Source organism: Mycobacterium sp. D16R24 (assembly GCF_002013385.1).
Taxonomy (GTDB): Bacteria; Actinomycetota; Actinomycetes; order Mycobacteriales; family Mycobacteriaceae; genus Mycobacterium.
Window position 1 is genome coordinate 111,813 of sequence record NZ_MAEV01000002.1, and the last position, 16,135, is coordinate 127,947.

The window sequence follows — 16,135 nt, forward strand, 5'->3', positions numbered from 1 at the left end:
TTGCAGTGTCCGACATGTCCGCAGTAACTCTTTTACTCAGTTGCCGACAGCTTTCTGGCCAATAGGCCATCTCCGTTGTCTGGCGAATTCCGCACCAGCCGGGAGCACGCGGCTGCGCTGAGGCGTGTCCCATATACACAGGTAAATAGGCATATGCCCGGGTTCTGTGTTATTGGGCTATTGGTTCAGTGAGACGATCACTGCGCTTGTAGTATGGATGAATCTTGCTGTCAAGGCCTTGGCAGAGTGACGATTGACACACCATTCAGCAAATTAATTCCCCTTGGATGCCGACTGACGTTGTGGGAGTGTTCCTCCCCAAGTGGCGTGTGACCTAGATCGCACGGATGACGACATATGGTTCTTGTCATATCGAAAGGCTGCTTGTATGAGGCTCTCGAGATCGCCCATGGATAAACCTGCAGCTAATGCTGCCGATGATGGATTTGCGGACAGCCCACGGGCGCCGCTAGCCCCCGGAGCTCCCTTGCTGGGGAGCATCTCGGCGTTCCGTCGGGACATTCTCGAAGCGACCCGGATCGGGTGGGAACGCTATGGGGGAGTGGTTCGCTACCGTCTTGGCCCATTGCAGGTTTACTGCGTCTCCGATCACCAACTTGCCGCCGAAGTACTTGCGAACACGGCTGTTTACGGCAAGCTCGGCAACACCAGCCCGCTGCGTTTGGTATTGGGGCAGGGATTACTGACGACCGCCGACCATGAGCACTGGAAACGCAATCGCCGGATGATGCAGCCCCTTTACTCGCGGCCCAGCATCGCGGGGATGTACTCCACGATGGTTGAGTGCGCGGAGGCCATGCTTGCCGATCTGGCCGAGGTCTCCCGAAGCGGCGCTGTCGTCGACATCCATCCAGTCATCATCCGGGCGACCCTGGATATTGTGTCGCGCTGCATGTTTGGCATGAAGGCGGCCGATGCCGAAATCATCGTCACGCCGGAATCGGTCGAGGAGATCCTGACTTACGCGTTCAACCGGCAGCAGAATCCTTTCAGCCCGCCATTGGCCGTGCCGACTCCGGCGAACCGGCGCTTTCGGGTGTTGATGGGTTCGTTCGACGATTTCGTATATGGGCTGATTCGGTCGCGGCGGCGGGGGCCTGGGTCGGGAGGCGACCTGCTTGACATGCTCCTCAATGCGCGGGATGCCGACACCGGAGAGGTGCTCAGCGATACCGAAATCCGGGACGAGGTGATCACGACCTTCGCCGCGGGCCACGAGACGATGGCGCAAACCCTCACCTGGGCGCTATATCTGCTCTCGCAGAACGATGATGCGCGCAATGCGTTGGAGGCGGAAGTGGATAGCGTGCTGGGTGGCCGCCTTCCCGCGTTGGATGACCTGGCGTACCTGCCCTACACGCAGCAGGTGGTGAGCGAGGCGTTGCGGCTCTACCCCTCTGCGCCAATCCTGCCGAGGCTGGTCAGTGAGGACACCGTACTCGGGGGCTATCGGATACCCAAGGGCGCGCGGCTGCTTATCAGCGTCTTCAATATCGGGCGTGATCCCGAGCAATGGCGCGACCCGGGACAGTTCGACCCTGCTCGATTCGTTGGAGACAAACCGGCAGGTGTTCATCACCGCGCGTATGTGCCGTTTGGCGGTGGACCGCATGTCTGCATAGGTAAGCATTTTGCCCTGATGGAAGGCCAGCTGGTGTTGGCTGCGCTGATTCAAAACTATCGGTTCGAACACGACCCCGGGCACCGAGTGGAGATGTTGTCGAAGATAACGCTTCGTCCCAAACATGGGATGCGCCTGGCGGTATCCCCGAGAAGATCGTTGAAGGGGGCCGTCCATGTCGGCTAGCGGCGGAGTCTTGGTGAGCGGCATTGATCTGGGCGATCCAGTGCTTACGCAGATCGCGCGGCAAGGACTCAAGGATGTGGAGCGGCGGTTCGCCATTGAGCTGGATGACTACGACGAGCGTGTCCTGGACGCAGTGTCGCATCTCTCGCGGGCCGGCGGGAAGCGCTTCCGCTCTCTGTTCACGTTACTGGCGGCACAGTTCGGACCCGGTGCCGACGATCCTCAGGTGGTGCTCGCGGCGGCGATGATCGAGATCGCTCATTTGGCAACGCTCTATCACGATGATGTGATGGATGGTGCGCTGGTGCGCCGCGGCGTGCATTCCGCAAATATGATGTGGGACAACAAAATTGCCGTTCTCGCGGGCGACTATCTTATTGGCCGTGTGCTGCGGATCGCGGCCGCATTGGGGGAGCATGCGATGGACATCATCGGTGTGACCTTCACGGAGCTGGTGGCGGGGCAGATGCAGGAGACGCTGGGGGCTCCTGCGGAGACCGATCCAGAGGCCCATTACTGGATCACCATTCGGCGCAAGACAAGCGTGCTCATTGCGGCTGCAGGTCAGTTGGGGGCGCAGCTTGCCGGTGCCCGTAAGGAGCATGTCGATTGTCTGTACCGATTTGGCGATCTGCTCGGAACGATGTTTCAGATCTCCGACGACATCATCGACGTCTCTTGCGATTTCGGGCAGTCAGGCAAAGCCATTGGTACTGACTTACGGGAAGGGATTATCACCCTGCCGATGCTCTATGCCATGCGTGATGACAGCCCTGCCGGCCGGCGGCTGCGTGAGGTACTCCACGGGCCGATCGACGACCCGCGTCTCGTCGATGAGGCACTGTTTCTCATCAATGAGGCGCAAGGAGTGAAACTCGCTGCACAAAAGCTCGTTGAACTGGGCGGCCAGGCGCAGAGCGACTTGTTACAGCTTCCGGAAAATCCTGCACGCCAGGCATTCTCGAATCTCATTCAGCATATGGCGACTCGTGTCGCATAACCGCAAGGGATGCCCACGCCAGGAGAGTGATCACACAGTGGTTCAACTCGCCCACGATGAGCCGCCGACATCATGGCGTACACGTCTGCGGTACTCCGTACACATCCGTCGTCCAGAGTTCCTCTCCAGCACCGTCGCAACCATTCTGGTTGCCGGGTTTCTCAGCGCACATTCGTGGACGGACCTAGTGTCCCTGCCATTCTTGGCTGCTGGGGTGCTGGTCATTCAGGGCGAACAGATATGCAATATGGTGAACTGCCTGGCTGATCGTGACCAAGACCTCGTGCACAAGTCGCGGCAGGCAACTGCGGTGTTCGGTTTGGGTGAAACGCGCGTACGGCGTGAAATCAACGCCACTATTGTGCTCTGCGTAGTGCTCGGGTTGTACCTGATGTTCACCACCCGGCACTGGGATCTGGTTGGTATTGGCCTGGTGGCATTGTTCTTTGGAACCCAGTACTCGTTGCCGCCGCTACGGCTGAAAGGCCGGGGGATCTGGCAGATTCCCGTGCTGAACATCACTCTCACGATCGTGCCTGGGCTGATCATCATTCGTTCATTGCCGTACCCGATCGAATGGTTCACGCTGGTGGCGATTTTCGGAATGGGTCTGACTCTCAACGGCGTGATGGTGGCTAAAACAGCCGAGGACATTCCCGAGGATGAGCAGTTTGGTGTGCTCACTTCGGTTCGCGCTCTTGGTCTTACCCGTGCGTTCGTGCTGGGAACCATTCTGGTAGGTCTTGGCGCCGGTCTGGTCACGTGGGCGGTGCTCGAGCTTGGCGGATTCTCGTGGGCTCTGCTGCCGTATGGACTCGGTGTCGGTATCGCGTTGGCGGTCAACGCCAGCATCTTGCGGCGCGTGATCGGCAGGCCGGTCGCCGACGGTGTCGACGTGGTGCGCTCATACACGAAGTATCTGCCTTACTACGCGCCAATCCTGGCCTGGTCGACCGTGATACCCGCCGCCTACGTCCTCATCAGCAGATAGTTACGCAGGAGAACACCATGCTTACAGCACCGTCGGTGCCCTTTCTCGATCTCTTGAGCCGGGACTTCGATCTCGCCTCGGATGAGGTTGATCGGGCCCGCGAGCAGTATTGGTTCGCGCAGAGTCCACAGGGCCCGGTCGTTCTGCGCTATGAAGAATGCGCCGAGCTTCTCAAAGATCCCCGACTGGGTCTAGACGGTCGCCGGTTCCTGAGTATGAACGGGGTCACGTCAGGTCCGATGTATGACTGGTGGATCACGACGGTGCGCAACACCCCACAGGAAGACCACCTGCGCCTGCGGTCCGTGGCCGCTTCGGGCTTGAGCCCCAAGCGAGTTGAGGCGCTGCGCCCAGCATTGCGGACATTGGCACAGAACCTGGCTCAGGATACGCCGGCCGACGAGATCGTCGACTTCGCGGAGCGATTCGGATCCCCCTATGCCAGCGGGGCAATCGCGCGCTTGCTGGGTGTTCCGGATGGCGATCATGAAATGTTCCGATTGGTGTCGAAGGATGCCGGTCTGGTGTTCGTATGGAGTGACCTGCCTGCGGTGTTGCCGATCATTGATCGGGGTATCGAGCAGCTCAAGAAGTACATCCATGGTCTCTTTGAGTTTCGTCTGCGGGAGCCTGGTGAGGATTTCGTATCTTTCCTTGCCGCAGAGGTTTCCGGAACGAACCTGCTGAGCAGGGCGGAAGCAGAGGGGCTTGTCCTGGATATCGCCTGGGCCAGTCAGGAATCGGTGGCCCGTCAGTTGGGTCGGGCGCTGATCGCATTTCACCGTCACCCGCGGCAGTGGGAACTGGTTCATCGAAATCCGGAGCTGATCGGCCAGGCGGTCGATGAGGTGCTGCGTTTTGCGCCGCAGATCCGTGCGATTTTCCGCTTCGCCACCGAGCGGATCGACTACCGTGACCTCACCCTCGATCCGGGCCAGTTCGTGATGTTCTGCCCGCCGAGTGCAACGCGAGATCCGAGAGCGTATGACAGTGCGGGCACCTTCGACATTCTGGCCAAACACCAGAAGCGCCAACTGATTTTCGGTGGTGGGATATTCCGCTGCCTCGGCTCCGGCTTGGCCCGAATCGAATTGGAAGAAGCATTGGTGGCATTGATGCAACGATTTACCTGCCCCGTGCTGCCTGACCCGGCCACGTGGCGGGCGGCTCTGCCGATGGTCAACATTCGCGATGCCTTGCCGATTCGATGGGAACGGCGCAGCCATGACTGATGACGTGGTGCTCCTGGATGACGCCGGTCGGGCGTGTGGCATCGCACCCAAGGCGACCGTGCATGGCGACAACACTCCACTGCACCTTGCCTTTTCTTGCTACCTGTTCGATCCGTCCTATCGGTTCGTGCTCCTTACCCAGCGCGCCTGGAGTAAGCGGACCTGGCCGGGGATCTGGTCCAACAGCTGCTGCGGACATCCACCTCCTGGCATGGATATCTCCGAAGCGATCATCGAACGGGTGCATTACGAGCTCGGTGTCCAGATGTCACCACCGCAGCTGGCCCTACCAGATTTTCGCTATCGGGCAGCCATGGAGAACGGCGTAGTTGAAAACGAAATCTGCCCGGTCTATGTGGGCACGATCGCAGAGGTCCCGACTCTGCACCCTGACGAAGTGGCGGGTTACCGATGGCTGCCGTGGACGCAGTTGTGCGACGAAGTGCTCGCCGATACCCGTCCTGTGTCGCCATGGTGCAAGTTGCAGGTCGCCAAACTTGCACAGATACGTAACTTGCATTCTGGTTCAAGAGAATTGGTGCCATTCCAGGCTAGCGGGCGCACCACGACACGGACGGTTACGGTGCGCCACAACTTCGAGACCGCGCATCGGCTGCCCATCCTCGGCGGAAAGTGCGTCAACCTGCACGGGCATTCCTGGTGGACGGAGATTACGGTGGCCGGGGCATTGAACGAGCAAGGGATCCTCGTCGACTTCGGAATACTCAAGGCGCGGCTGCGGGACTGGATCGACGCCAATCTTGATCACGGCGCGATGCTCGGACACGCGGACCCGCTTGTGCCGGCTCTCTTGGCAGAGCGATCGAAGCTCTTTCGATTCGGCCTCGACGCCCCCTCACACGGTTTGGAGTGGCCCACAGTCGAGAACGTCTCCGAACTGCTGGCCCGGGTCACCGCGGGATTCATCGCCGAGGCCGGTTGGTCCAATGTCACGGTTCACCGCGTCAAGGTGACTGAAACACACGTCAATGCAGCGGAATTGACCGAGTCGCCGTCGTGGAGCGCATGAATAGCGAAAGGAGCACCGTTCGATGATCGATGTGGAGAAGGTGAAATCCGCGATTACCGATCTACTGCTGGCGACTGGAGTCGGTAACGACGAGCACACGGAGGACACTCCAGGGCGGGTGGCCAGGGCGTGGGCGGAATCGCTTGCCGGATACGACGAGGACCCCGCCGCGCACCTGCGCCGACGCTTTCCGGCGCCGAGCGATCCCGGTCTGGTGATCGTGGCTGGGATACGGCTCGTCTCTACGTGCGCACATCATCTGCTGCCCATCACCGGGGTCGCGACTGTTGCCTATCGCCCCTGCACGGGCAGTGAGGTTGTCGGCCTCTCGAAACTTGCTCGGGTGGTGCACGGTTATGCGCGGCGCTTGCAGGTTCAGGAACGTATCGGATATCAGGTGACAACCGCAGTGCAAAAAGAACTTTCGCCGGTTGGTGCTGCTTGCTTCATCACCGCCGCCCATGGCTGCATGGAGGTTCGGGGAGTCAAGGAGCCAGCCAGTGTCACAACGACGCACGCGATGTCGGGTCAGTGGGTGCCTGGCCATCCCGACGTTGTGGCAGTGCTCGCCGAGCACGCACAGGTAAGGCGCTGAGTCACTACTCGTCGCGCCGCAATGCGATGGCCTCGCCCACATCGAAGGACGTGAACCCCTCGGGAGCGGCGATTTCCACGATCGGCTCATCGCGGTTGTCCCACTCCAAACGCAGCGCCGTGCTCATCACCGCGTGCATCTCGTACATGGCCGTGACGTAGGTGAGCTCCAAGATCTCCTCATCGGAGAGGTGGGCCTTCAGTGCGGCGAACACGCCGTCGGGTACCCGGCCGCCGTCGAGCACCAAGCAGTCCGTGTAGGCCAGCACCGCGCGTTGTACGGGGGTGAAGCAGTCGGCCGTACTCCACGAGGGGATCGCGGCGATCATCTCCTCCGAGATGCCGACAATGCGGCACGACTTGCAGTGCTGGGAGAAGACGAACTGGCTGCGACGTGCCCAGCCGGCCCGGGTCTGTCCGAGCTCACGCAGCACCGGGTCCAGCTTGCGATCGGGGCTGCGGTAGAACGCGAAACCCTGGACTGAGTGCTTCAGAGCATCGGGTACGAGTGCAAAAACCGTCCACCAGTCACCCGGTGTGCCGGTAGTGGTTCCCGGAGTGGTGACCGGATCGCGGTCGCCGAAGATCTGGTCATACATGCGATGGACAAGTCGGTCATCGGTTTCGGCGCGGGATACTTGGCGCAGTCGTGGCATGCCTCGATCATGGCCGACGAGCGTGCCGAGAAGGCCCCGATGCGCGGAATCAGAGGTGGACGAGCATCCGGGTGTTACCCAGCGTGTTCGGCTTCACGTAGCTCAGGTCGAGGAATTCGGCCACACCGGTGTCGTAGGACCGGCACATTTCCTCGTACACCTCGGCGGTTACCGGGGTGCCCTCGATCTCGCTGAATCCGTGTTTGGTGAAGAAGTCGACCTCGAAAGTCAGCACGAACACCCTTTTGAGTTCCAGATCCCTGGCGACATCGAGCAGGCGGCTGACAATCGCGTGCCCGACTCCCGCCCCCTTGAGCCTGGGGTGCACCGCGATGGTGCGCACCTCGCCGAGGTCCGACCACAGGACGTGCAAGGCGCCACAGCCGACGATCTCCCCGTCGACTTCGGCCACCCAGAACTCCTGGACCGCCTCGTACAGCGTCACAAGGTTCTTTTCCAGCAGGATGCGTCCGGCGTAGACGTCGACAAGCGCCTTGATAGCGGGCACATCGGAGGTACGGGACCGGCGAACGGTCACCGTAGGGGCCGTATGCCCCGGATTCCCTGAGATGCCGGATATACCTTCAGCGCTCATGCGTGAACAGTAGCCAGCTCCAGAACAGATAGGGTGTTTGACGTGCCGATGCCACCGGAAACCCAGCCTGATTCCGAGGCTTCGGCTGCGCCGGTGCCGCTGCTGAACATTGCCAACATCCTGACGGTGCTGCGCATCGTGCTGATACCGGTGTTCATCGTCGTCTTATTCACCGAGGGTGGGCACCAATCTTCCTGGCGCATTGCCGCTTTCGGCGTATTCGCGCTGGCCATCGCCACCGATCGATACGACGGCGTACTCGCCCGCCGCTATGGGCTGGTCACCCCATTCGGCCAGCTCGCCGACCCGATCGCCGATAAGGCGCTCATCGGCGCGGCACTGGTGGGGCTCAGCATCCTCGGAGATCTTCCGTGGTGGGTTACCGCGGTCATCCTGGTGCGTGAGGTTGGGATCACGGTGCTGCGCTTCTCGGTGCTCCGCCATGGTGTGATCCCGGCAAATCGGGGCGGCAAGCTCAAGACCATGGTCCAGTCGCTGGCGATCGCCGGCTATCTGCTGCCGTTGACGGGATATTGGCACACCGCTGCGGTGGTCCTCATGGGGCTGGCAGTGGTCCTCACCGTCATCACCGGCATCGACTACCTGGTGCAGGCGCTACGCCCGCGGCCCACATCCGCGTAACCGGGGCTGGACCTCTTGCTGGAGTAGTTCTGGGCTTGTCGAATGCCTCGTACAACGCGCCATAGAACGTGCGAATAGCGTTGTCGCCGTGGAGCACACCACCGGGTCCAAGGAATGTCGATTCGTCGGCGTAGTCGATCATGGTGCCGGAGAGATCAAGCTTCTGGAAACATTCGAGGTGCTGGGCGAGCAGGTCCCCGCGTCGTCGTGGTGTCGTCGTCTATCGCTTGTTGGATGGCGCAGCCGTCGGCTCCCCGAGGTCTTCGTCGATGTGGCCGTACATCCAGCGGATCACCGAGCCGAGCATGTCCATGAGGAGACGGTCGCTGTCGCTATCGGGACGGGCACCGCGGATCTTGGTGATGGCCTGCGTGCCCCCCGCGTGATCGGACCATTCGGTGTGGATTTCCCACTGCGACGGTGATCCGGTGTGCCTGGGTACTGAAACATCGAACACGCAGAGCTCATGGGGACGCAGCGTTGACACATTGCAGTCGAGCCTGCCGAGATACTCGCCGCCAAGTGCCGGAAAGGGCCCGCTGGTGAATATGGCGCCCTCGACGGGGCTGAAACCATCTGTGCGCAGTGGCCATCGGTCGGCATTGAGTGTCGCCTCCCATACGGCCATCCGGGGGTGCTCAAAATGCCACACGATCTCTGCCACGAAAGTCCTCTCGTCAGCTGGGACAAGCCGAGGTACACCACTACAACGCCCAATCAGCTGAATTGTCTATCCATCGAACGATTAATTCCGCCGGAAGCGAGATCGGACTGAGGTGTCTGTCACCCGAACTTCCGGGAACCTCCGCGTGCGCGGCAACGTTGAGCAAGGCAGACTCAACTACTACGCGGTATGGACGCCGACGTTCAGGACGCAAAGGAGAAGGACATGGCGCTGTTGCTTCGAGAGGCCATCGGCGACACCCTGCGGAGCGCTCGATCCGGGCAGGGGAGGACCTTGCGTGAGGTGTCAGACTCTGCGCGCGTCAGTCTCGGATACCTGTCCGAGGTGGAACGCGGTCGCAAGGAGGCCTCCAGTGAGCTGCTGTCCGCGATCTGCGGAGCGCTCGAGGTCCCGCTTTCGGCGGTGTTATCCGAGGTCAGCGAGAGACTGGCCCGTCGTGAGGCGCCCGTTGCGGCTCCGCAGCCCGCAGTGACGTCGGCATCCCGCTCGCTCAGCGGGATCGATGTTGCCACCAAAGTGGTCATTCCACAGGTTCGCGCAATGGCGGCCGCCTAACTACTGTGGCGGGCGCATTGTTTTGCGCCCCGGTAGGGGGTGTGTGGATCGGCGTGCAACCGATAAGTTGGGACCCACGCACTCCTAGATAGTGACGACTGCGACAGAAAGCGGATCGATCTCATGGCTAACCCGTTCGTCAAGGCGTGGAAGTACCTGATGGCACTGTTCAACGCGAAGATCGACGAGAACGCAGACCCGAAGGTACAGATTCAGCAGGCCATCGAGGAGGCCCAGCGGAACCACCAGGCGCTCTCGCAGCAGGCTGCCTCGGTGATCGGAAATCAGCGTCAGCTCGAGATGCGACTCAACCGTCAGCTCGCTGACGTCGAGAAACTTCAGGTCAACGTTCGTCAGGCGCTGACCCTGGCCGACCAGGCCACCGGCTCGGGTGATGCGGCGAAGGCGACTGAATACAACAACGCCGCCGAGGCCTTCGCGGCCCAGCTGGTCACCGCGGAGCAGAGCGTCGAAGATCTCAAGGCGCTGCACGATCAGGCGCTCGCCGCCGCGGCGCAGGCCAAGAAGGCCGTCGAGCAGAACGCGATGATGCTGCAGCAGCGCATCGCCGAGCGGACCAAGCTGCTGAGCCAACTGGAGCAGGCCAAGATGCAGGAACAGGTGTCCGCCTCGCTGCGGTCGATGAGCGAGCTGGCTGCCCCCGGTAACACCCCGAGCCTCGACGAGGTGCGCGACAAGATCGAGCGCCGCTACGCCAACGCTCTGGGCTCGGCGGAACTGGCGCAGAACTCGGTGCAGGGCCGCATGATCGAGGTACAGCAGGCCAGCGTGCAGATGGCCGGGCATTCGCGCCTGGAGCAGATCCGCGCCTCCATGAAGGGCGAGGCCCTTCCCGCCGGTGGCACCGCGACACCGGCCCCCGCGACGGCGACAGAGCAGGCCAACCCGGCCAATCCGTTGGGCCAGCAGTAGCTTTTCTTCTCTTCAATCCGCCGAGTGTGAGCGCTGTCGCTCGCACTCGGCGGATTTTTGGCATGGGCATTCGTACTCGGCGGGCGCGAAATTTTCGGGCACAATGTGAACATGACACCCCCGCAGCCCCGCCGCGCCGCGGTCCAAGGAGGCTGGGACCAGCTGCTGCGCCGCGTGCTCACCAACGTCAATGATCTCGGTGAGGAACTCGCCCACCGTATGCGCGCGATGTCCGACAAACGCGAGAAGCTGCTGCGGAAGCGGCTGCGGGCCAAGCGCTGGAGTATCCGCTGGGCGCTGGCCTGTGCGGCAGGCCTGCTGGTCACCACGGTGCTCGCGACCACCGGTGCGCCGCCCTGGCTGCTGATCATTCCGGCGCTGCTCACAGCCGGCTGTGCCATTCCCGCGACATATCTGTTTGTGCGGTACCGCTTCCTCAAGGCTGAGCCGTTGCCGCCCCCGCGCCCCGGGGTCGAGCGGCGGCTGCCGCCGGTGGGTTCGGCCTCCCGTCCACCCATGGCCGCCCTGGATGCCGCCGAGCGTGGGCTGTTCTCTCTGCTCGGAGTGGTGGAGCGCGGCAACATGATTCCGGACAGCGAGGGGCGACAGATTCTTGCGGCAGCCAACCAGGCTGCGTATGTGATGGCCGCGACGGCCAAAGAAGTGGTGTCCATGGAGCGGGCCGCGGTCGAGGCACCCCACACCCGGGAGTATCTGCAACCGACCATCAAGGCGTTCACCGCGCAGCTTGACACGGGTGTGCGGCAGTACAACGAGTTGGTCACCGCGGCAGCACAGTTGGTGTCTGCCGCAAACGGCGGGGCGGTCCTGGCATCGCCGATGTCGCGCGGGCCGCTCTTCGATGACCTGGTATCGGCCACCGATCGTCTCACCGGGTGGGCGGGCGCACTCGACGAGCTCGGCCAGCTGTCAGGGTAATCCCCGATCTTTCCCTGATCTTCGAGTTCCGGGGTTCCTCAGGTGCTCATTGCCCTGCCAGGCTTGCTCTATCGCAGCAAGTCGAGAGAACGGTGGGTACCTGTGTTGTGGAAGATCATTGGCGTGCTGCTGGTCGTATGGCTGGCATTCCTTGTGGTGGGCGCCATCTTCAAGCTCTTGGTCCCGATATTGGTGGTCGGTGTGCTGATTCTCGGCGGCGTGATGCTGTACCGAGCGGTGACGGATGCCGATAAGACTCCGTTGCGATGAGGCTCAGAGTTTCGGGCGCAGGGCGGGGATCACGGTCCCGACGATGCCGCGGGCGAGGCCCTTGGTGAGGTTCCAGACGTCGGCGTAGTCACGCCAGAGCGTGACCTTGCCATCGTCGGAAAGCTCGGTGACACCGCACACCCAGAACGCGATATGCAGCGGGCCTACGATGACGACATCGGTGCGCTCGGTCATCACGGTGTTGCCTTTGGCGGTGATCCGGTGGATCTTGACGTCAAAACCGGCGCCCGGCAGATTCAGCAAGGACAAGGCCCGCAGCACCGTGGTGCGCCCGCTGACCGTGGGCAGACCCACATTTTCCCAGCGCACGGCGTCGTCGAGCAGTGCATCGAGGGCCGCGAGGTCGCTGCGGCGCATGGCGTCCCAGAATCCCTCGACGATGTCGATGGAGGCGGTGGTGGCGAGCGTGTCCGTCATGGGGCAACGGTAGACACGCATCGCGGATCAGAGAAGGGGTGCGGCCAGATATCGGGGTGCAGCCCAAGTCCGGTTGGACCGATTCGTAGGCCGCCTAGCGGTCAGAAACTTGGCCGCATGGCGGGGAATGGGATGCCTACCAACCCTCGCAGCGTGGCCTTGAACATGTCGAACATGTCGAAGTAGTCGCGCCACAGGGTGATGGTGCCCAGGTCGGAGACCTCGAAGACCCCGCAGACCCAGAACTGCAGGCGCAGCGGACCGAGCACGATGGCATCGTGACGTTCATTCATCACGGTGTTCCCATTGGTGGTGGTGCGATGGATCTGCACCTCGAAACCGAACCCCGGGCGCTTGAGCGGCTCGAACACCTTCAACGCGGCTCTACGTCCATGGATCGTCGGCAGGCCCACGTTCTGGTAGACGAGATTCTCGTCCAGGACACTTTCTGCAAACTCGGTGTCACCGTTTTGAGCGGCTTCCAGGAAGCGGGTGACGGTCTGTGCCGGGGTGAGAGCGGCCAGTTCCAGCGTGCTGTAGGTCATGCGTTTCAAGGTAGTCCGAATCGCTGTGGCAGGGTAGGGCGGTGCGTGTCGCCGTGGTCGCTGGTCCCGATCCCGGGCACGCCTTTCCCGCGATCGCGCTATGCCTCAAATTCGCCGCTGCCGGCCACGATCCGGTACTGCTGACGGGAACACGCTGGCTCGACCAGGCCCGTTCGGCCGGTGTGGAATCGGCCGAGCTACTCGGATTGCAGCCGCGTGCCGGGGATGACGACTTGGACTCTGGCACCAAGATCCATCAGCGCGCCGCATACATGGCGGCGGCCAATGTCGATCAGCTGCGTGAGCTTTCACCGGACCTGATCGTCTCCGATGTCATCACCGCCTGCGGCGGCATGGCCGCCGAACTGCTCGGCGTGCCGTGGGTGGAGCTCAATCCGCATCCGCTATATCTTCCGTCAAAAGCTTTGCCGCCATTGGGAAGTGGTCTGGCTCCCGGGGTGGGGTTGCGTGGCCGGTTGCGCGATGTACTGATGCGCAAGCTGACCCAGAAATCGATCAACGAGGGGCTGAGTCAGCGTTCCCAGGCGCGGGTCGGCATTGGATTGTCCGCCAAAGATCCCGGGCCTGTCCGACGGTTGATCGCGACACTGCCGGCGCTGGAGGTACCCCGTCCAGACTGGCCGGATGAGGCCGTGCTGGTGGGGCCGCTGCACTGGGAGCCCACAGACGTTGTGCTGCAGCCGCCCTCGGGTTCGGGCCCGGTTGTTGTGATCGCACCGTCGACGGCTTTCACCGGGGCCGCGGGGATGACTGAACTGGCGCTACAAGCGTTGGAGTCGGCGGGCGCGCGCGTGGTTGTCTCCGCGCTGGATCCGGCCGCATCGGGGTTGCCGCCGTGGGCGGTTGCCGGGTTGGCGCGTCAGGACTTGTTGCTGGCCGGGGCGGATCTCGCCATTTGTGGTGGGGGGCACGGGTTTTTAAGTAAGGCGCTGCTGGCAGGGGTGCCGGTGGTGGTGGTTCCCGGTGGCGGCGATCAGTGGGAGCTGGCGAATCGTGTTGTGCGGCAAGGTAGTGCCGAGTTGGTCCGTCCACTCAGCCGGGATTCACTGACCGGAGCCGTTGGTCGTATTTTGGGGGAGCGGCGCTATGTCGAGGCCGCTCGCCGGGCTGCTGCCGGCGCCGTCGACGTGGAGGATCCGGTACGGGTGTGCCAGGACGCGCTGGCGGCCCTAAAGTGACCGTGTGCGTCTGACGGAATTTCATGAGCGTGTCACCGATCGGTTCGGTGGGGCCTACGGCTCGTCGGTATTGGCCGACCATGTACTGACTGCTCTTGGTGGACGCACCGCGGCGCAGGCCGTCGAAGAGGGGGCAGAACCCCGTGACGTGTGGCGCGCGCTATGCGTCGATTTCGATGTCCCGCGCGATCAGTGGTGATGGCGTGGTGACACGCCGCACCGGCGCGCCTGCTTGATTCGAACAGATGTTCGCCTTAGTCTTACTGCAGTCGAACGAACGGTCCGCGCAGGTAGATCGCTTGTCGGTGGGGTCGGTTAGCGTCCACCTCAACCGATCGGCAACCCGAATCGGACCGATCTTCGAACACCAAGACGAAATGGAGAACACCATGGCGCAGGCACCGGATCGCGAGAAGGCTCTCGAGCTCGCGCTCGCACAAATCGACAAGAACTTCGGCAAGGGCTCGGTCATGCGGCTGGGCGACGAGGTACGTCAGCCCATCTCCGTGATCCCGACCGGATCCATCGCGCTGGATGTGGCGCTCGGTATTGGCGGCTTGCCCCGTGGTCGTGTGGTCGAGATCTATGGACCGGAATCCTCGGGTAAGACCACGGTGGCGCTGCATGCGGTGGCCAACGCGCAAGCCGCCGGCGGTATCGCCGCGTTCATCGACGCCGAGCATGCGCTCGACCCGGAATACGCCAAGAAGCTCGGTGTCGACACCGACTCGCTGCTGGTATCCCAGCCGGATACCGGTGAACAGGCTCTGGAAATCGCCGACATGCTGGTGCGTTCCGGTGCCATCTCCCTCATCGTCATTGACTCCGTGGCTGCTCTGGTGCCTCGCGCCGAAATTGAGGGCGAGATGGGCGACAGCCATGTCGGTCTGCAGGCTCGCCTGATGAGTCAGGCCCTGCGCAAGATGACCGGTGCGCTCAGCAACTCGGGTACCACCGCGATCTTCATCAACCAGCTCCGCGAGAAGATCGGCGTGATGTTCGGTTCGCCCGAAACCACCACGGGTGGTAAGGCTTTGAAGTTCTACTCATCGATTCGCCTTGATGTGCGTCGTATCGAGACTCTCAAAGACGGTACCGATGCGGTGGGTAACCGCACTCGTGTCAAGGTGGTCAAGAACAAGGTGTCGCCGCCGTTCAAGCAGGCTGAGTTCGACATCCTCTACGGCAAGGGCATCTCCAAGGAGGGGTCGCTTATCGATATGGGCGTGGAACATGGTTTCGTCCGCAAGTCCGGTTCCTGGTTCACCTATGAGGGTGAGCAATTGGGCCAGGGCAAGGAGAACGCCCGCAACTTCCTGTTGGAGAACGCCGATGTCGCCAACGAGATCGAGAAGAAGATCAAGGAGAAGCTCGGTATCGGAGCGGTGCTGACCGATGACGAAGTTGTCCCGGCCCCAGTCGATTTCTGATTCCCCTTCCAGGGAATCCTTAGACGAACTGCGATCCCGGGTCGCGTCGGTACCCGAAGCCCCGACGCGTGAACCGGTTGATTCGCGGGACGAGCAGGCGTGGTCATATTGCCTTCGCCTGTTGACAAGTCGAGCGCGTACCCGCGCCGAGCTGACCGAAAGGCTGGCTCGGCGCGGGTACCCCGATGAGGTTTCCGATCGAATCATGGAACGGTTGGCCGTCGCCGGACTGATCGACGATGCCGATTTCGCCGCTCAATGGGTGCAGTCCCGGCATACCTACGCCGGAAAAGGTAAGCGTGCCTTGGCCGCAGAACTTCGGACCAAGGGAGTGTCGGCAGAGAATGCGGCCGCAGCGCTCGCCCAGATCGACAGTGATGCCGAGCGGTCGCGCGCGGCAGAGCTTGTCGCCAAGAAGCTCCGGTCAGAAAATCTCGATGACGGTGGGATCAAGGCCGCACGGCGCTTGGTGGCCATGCTTGCGCGTCGCGGATACGGCCAGTCCATGGCCTATGACGTGGTGAAGAACGCCCTTGCTTCCGAACAGGACCGACGCAACGTCGGCTGACTGAA

The 16,135-nt window shown here is 62.2% G+C and carries 20 protein-coding genes; 15 read left to right on the forward strand and 5 right to left on the reverse strand.

Annotation, left to right across the window (positions count from 1 at the left end; translation table 11 throughout):
* Positions 1–409: 409 nt before the first annotated feature.
* From B4383_RS01535 to folE, 6 genes are read left to right on the forward strand one after another with little or no spacing between them, the layout of a single operon-like run.
* A complete protein-coding gene (locus B4383_RS01535; RefSeq protein ID WP_078287670.1) occupies positions 410–1,828 on the forward strand; it encodes a cytochrome P450 in 1,419 nt (472 codons plus the stop codon).
* 13 nt (positions 1,829–1,841) lie between these two features.
* Positions 1,842–2,828, forward strand: coding sequence for a polyprenyl synthetase family protein (locus B4383_RS01540; RefSeq protein ID WP_286150495.1), 987 nt, complete (start codon positions 1,842–1,844; stop codon positions 2,826–2,828).
* A 37-nt stretch (positions 2,829–2,865) separates the two neighbouring features.
* Positions 2,866–3,819, forward strand: a complete 954-nt coding sequence (locus tag B4383_RS01545; RefSeq protein WP_176138375.1) for a prenyltransferase — start codon at positions 2,866–2,868, stop codon at positions 3,817–3,819.
* A gap of 17 nt (positions 3,820–3,836) precedes the next feature.
* Positions 3,837–5,051, forward strand: a complete 1,215-nt coding sequence (locus B4383_RS01550; RefSeq protein ID WP_078287673.1) for a cytochrome P450 — start codon at positions 3,837–3,839, stop codon at positions 5,049–5,051.
* Positions 5,044–6,081 (forward strand): isopentenyl-diphosphate Delta-isomerase, encoded by a 1,038-nt coding sequence (gene idi, locus B4383_RS26950; RefSeq protein ID WP_286150496.1) that lies wholly within the window; start codon positions 5,044–5,046, stop codon positions 6,079–6,081. Before B4383_RS01550 ends, idi begins: the two co-directional genes overlap by 8 nt.
* Positions 6,082–6,103: 22 nt before the next feature.
* Entirely contained in the window at positions 6,104–6,676 is a 573-nt protein-coding gene (gene folE, locus B4383_RS01565) for a GTP cyclohydrolase I (protein ID WP_078287674.1), read from the forward strand.
* A 4-nt stretch (positions 6,677–6,680) separates the two neighbouring features.
* Here folE and B4383_RS01570 read toward each other — a convergent pair whose 3' ends face one another.
* The gene (locus B4383_RS01570) at positions 6,681–7,331 is read right to left on the reverse strand and encodes a carboxymuconolactone decarboxylase family protein (protein ID WP_078287675.1); all 651 of its coding nucleotides are present in this window, start codon (positions 7,329–7,331) and stop codon (positions 6,681–6,683) included.
* Positions 7,332–7,380: 49 nt separating this feature from the next.
* Positions 7,381–7,926, reverse strand: coding sequence for an amino-acid N-acetyltransferase (locus B4383_RS01575; RefSeq protein WP_139360479.1), 546 nt, complete (start codon positions 7,924–7,926; stop codon positions 7,381–7,383).
* Positions 7,927–7,968: 42 nt separating this feature from the next.
* Between B4383_RS01575 and pgsA the strand changes: the two genes are divergently transcribed.
* Positions 7,969–8,568, forward strand: coding sequence for a CDP-diacylglycerol--glycerol-3-phosphate 3-phosphatidyltransferase (gene pgsA, locus B4383_RS01580; RefSeq protein WP_134065066.1), 600 nt, complete (start codon positions 7,969–7,971; stop codon positions 8,566–8,568).
* A 220-nt stretch (positions 8,569–8,788) separates the two neighbouring features.
* Here the strand turns inward: pgsA and B4383_RS01585 are convergent, their stop codons facing one another.
* Entirely contained in the window at positions 8,789–9,232 is a 444-nt protein-coding gene (locus tag B4383_RS01585; RefSeq protein WP_078287678.1) for a hypothetical protein, read from the reverse strand.
* Between the two features lie 225 nt (positions 9,233–9,457).
* Between B4383_RS01585 and clgR the strand changes: the two genes are divergently transcribed.
* The 4 genes from clgR to B4383_RS01605 all read left to right on the forward strand — a co-directional run bounded on the left by clgR (position 9,458) and on the right by B4383_RS01605 (position 11,950).
* Positions 9,458–9,808 (forward strand): transcriptional regulator ClgR, encoded by a 351-nt coding sequence (gene clgR, locus B4383_RS01590; RefSeq protein ID WP_078287850.1) that lies wholly within the window; start codon positions 9,458–9,460, stop codon positions 9,806–9,808.
* A 123-nt stretch (positions 9,809–9,931) separates the two neighbouring features.
* Entirely contained in the window at positions 9,932–10,741 is an 810-nt protein-coding gene (gene pspA, locus B4383_RS01595; RefSeq protein WP_078287679.1) for a phage shock protein PspA, read from the forward strand.
* A gap of 111 nt (positions 10,742–10,852) precedes the next feature.
* Positions 10,853–11,680 carry a hypothetical protein gene (locus tag B4383_RS01600; protein ID WP_139360480.1) on the forward strand — a complete coding sequence of 276 codons (828 nt, stop codon included), beginning with the start codon at positions 10,853–10,855 and terminating at the stop codon, positions 11,678–11,680.
* 42 nt (positions 11,681–11,722) lie between these two features.
* Positions 11,723–11,950 carry a hypothetical protein gene (locus tag B4383_RS01605; protein ID WP_078287681.1) on the forward strand — a complete coding sequence of 76 codons (228 nt, stop codon included), beginning with the start codon at positions 11,723–11,725 and terminating at the stop codon, positions 11,948–11,950.
* Between the two features lie 3 nt (positions 11,951–11,953).
* Here B4383_RS01605 and B4383_RS01610 read toward each other — a convergent pair whose 3' ends face one another.
* Together B4383_RS01610 and B4383_RS01615 are read right to left on the reverse strand one after the other, a co-directional pair.
* Positions 11,954–12,388, reverse strand: coding sequence for a limonene-1,2-epoxide hydrolase family protein (locus B4383_RS01610; RefSeq protein WP_078287682.1), 435 nt, complete (start codon positions 12,386–12,388; stop codon positions 11,954–11,956).
* A 101-nt stretch (positions 12,389–12,489) separates the two neighbouring features.
* A complete protein-coding gene (locus B4383_RS01615) occupies positions 12,490–12,933 on the reverse strand; it encodes a limonene-1,2-epoxide hydrolase family protein (RefSeq protein ID WP_078287683.1) in 444 nt (147 codons plus the stop codon).
* 41 nt (positions 12,934–12,974) lie between these two features.
* Between B4383_RS01615 and B4383_RS01620 the strand changes: the two genes are divergently transcribed.
* The 4 genes from B4383_RS01620 to recX all read left to right on the forward strand — a co-directional run bounded on the left by B4383_RS01620 (position 12,975) and on the right by recX (position 16,130).
* A complete protein-coding gene (locus B4383_RS01620; protein WP_078287684.1) occupies positions 12,975–14,132 on the forward strand; it encodes a glycosyl transferase in 1,158 nt (385 codons plus the stop codon).
* Between the two features lie 4 nt (positions 14,133–14,136).
* Entirely contained in the window at positions 14,137–14,331 is a 195-nt protein-coding gene (locus B4383_RS01625) for a DUF3046 domain-containing protein (protein ID WP_078287685.1), read from the forward strand.
* Between the two features lie 190 nt (positions 14,332–14,521).
* A complete protein-coding gene (gene recA, locus B4383_RS01630) occupies positions 14,522–15,562 on the forward strand; it encodes a recombinase RecA (RefSeq protein WP_078287851.1) in 1,041 nt (346 codons plus the stop codon).
* The gene (gene recX / locus B4383_RS01635) at positions 15,528–16,130 is read left to right on the forward strand and encodes a recombination regulator RecX (protein WP_078287686.1); all 603 of its coding nucleotides are present in this window, start codon (positions 15,528–15,530) and stop codon (positions 16,128–16,130) included. The genes recA and recX overlap by 35 nt, the downstream gene beginning before the upstream one ends.
* Positions 16,131–16,135: the final 5 nt, after the last annotated feature.

Excerpts from the sequence above, each read along its gene's own strand:
- clgR (WP_078287850.1), top strand. The coding sequence starts at position 9,458 with ATGGCGCTGTTGCTTCGAGAGGCCATCGGCGACACCCTGCGGAGCGCT.
- B4383_RS01575 (WP_139360479.1), bottom strand. The coding sequence starts at position 7,926 with ATGAGCGCTGAAGGTATATCCGGCATCTCAGGGAATCCGGGGCATACG.
- B4383_RS01600 (WP_139360480.1), top strand. The coding sequence starts at position 10,853 with ATGACACCCCCGCAGCCCCGCCGCGCCGCGGTCCAAGGAGGCTGGGAC.
- idi (WP_286150496.1), top strand. The coding sequence starts at position 5,044 with ATGACTGATGACGTGGTGCTCCTGGATGACGCCGGTCGGGCGTGTGGC.
- B4383_RS01535 (WP_078287670.1), top strand. The coding sequence starts at position 410 with ATGGATAAACCTGCAGCTAATGCTGCCGATGATGGATTTGCGGACAGC.
- recX (WP_078287686.1), top strand. The coding sequence starts at position 15,528 with ATGACGAAGTTGTCCCGGCCCCAGTCGATTTCTGATTCCCCTTCCAGG.
- B4383_RS01615 (WP_078287683.1), bottom strand. The coding sequence starts at position 12,933 with ATGACCTACAGCACGCTGGAACTGGCCGCTCTCACCCCGGCACAGACC.
- recA (WP_078287851.1), top strand. The coding sequence starts at position 14,522 with ATGGCGCAGGCACCGGATCGCGAGAAGGCTCTCGAGCTCGCGCTCGCA.
- folE (WP_078287674.1), top strand. The coding sequence starts at position 6,104 with ATGATCGATGTGGAGAAGGTGAAATCCGCGATTACCGATCTACTGCTG.
- pspA (WP_078287679.1), top strand. The coding sequence starts at position 9,932 with ATGGCTAACCCGTTCGTCAAGGCGTGGAAGTACCTGATGGCACTGTTC.
- B4383_RS01610 (WP_078287682.1), bottom strand. The coding sequence starts at position 12,388 with ATGACGGACACGCTCGCCACCACCGCCTCCATCGACATCGTCGAGGGA.
- B4383_RS01550 (WP_078287673.1), top strand. The coding sequence starts at position 3,837 with ATGCTTACAGCACCGTCGGTGCCCTTTCTCGATCTCTTGAGCCGGGAC.
- B4383_RS01570 (WP_078287675.1), bottom strand. The coding sequence starts at position 7,331 with ATGCCACGACTGCGCCAAGTATCCCGCGCCGAAACCGATGACCGACTT.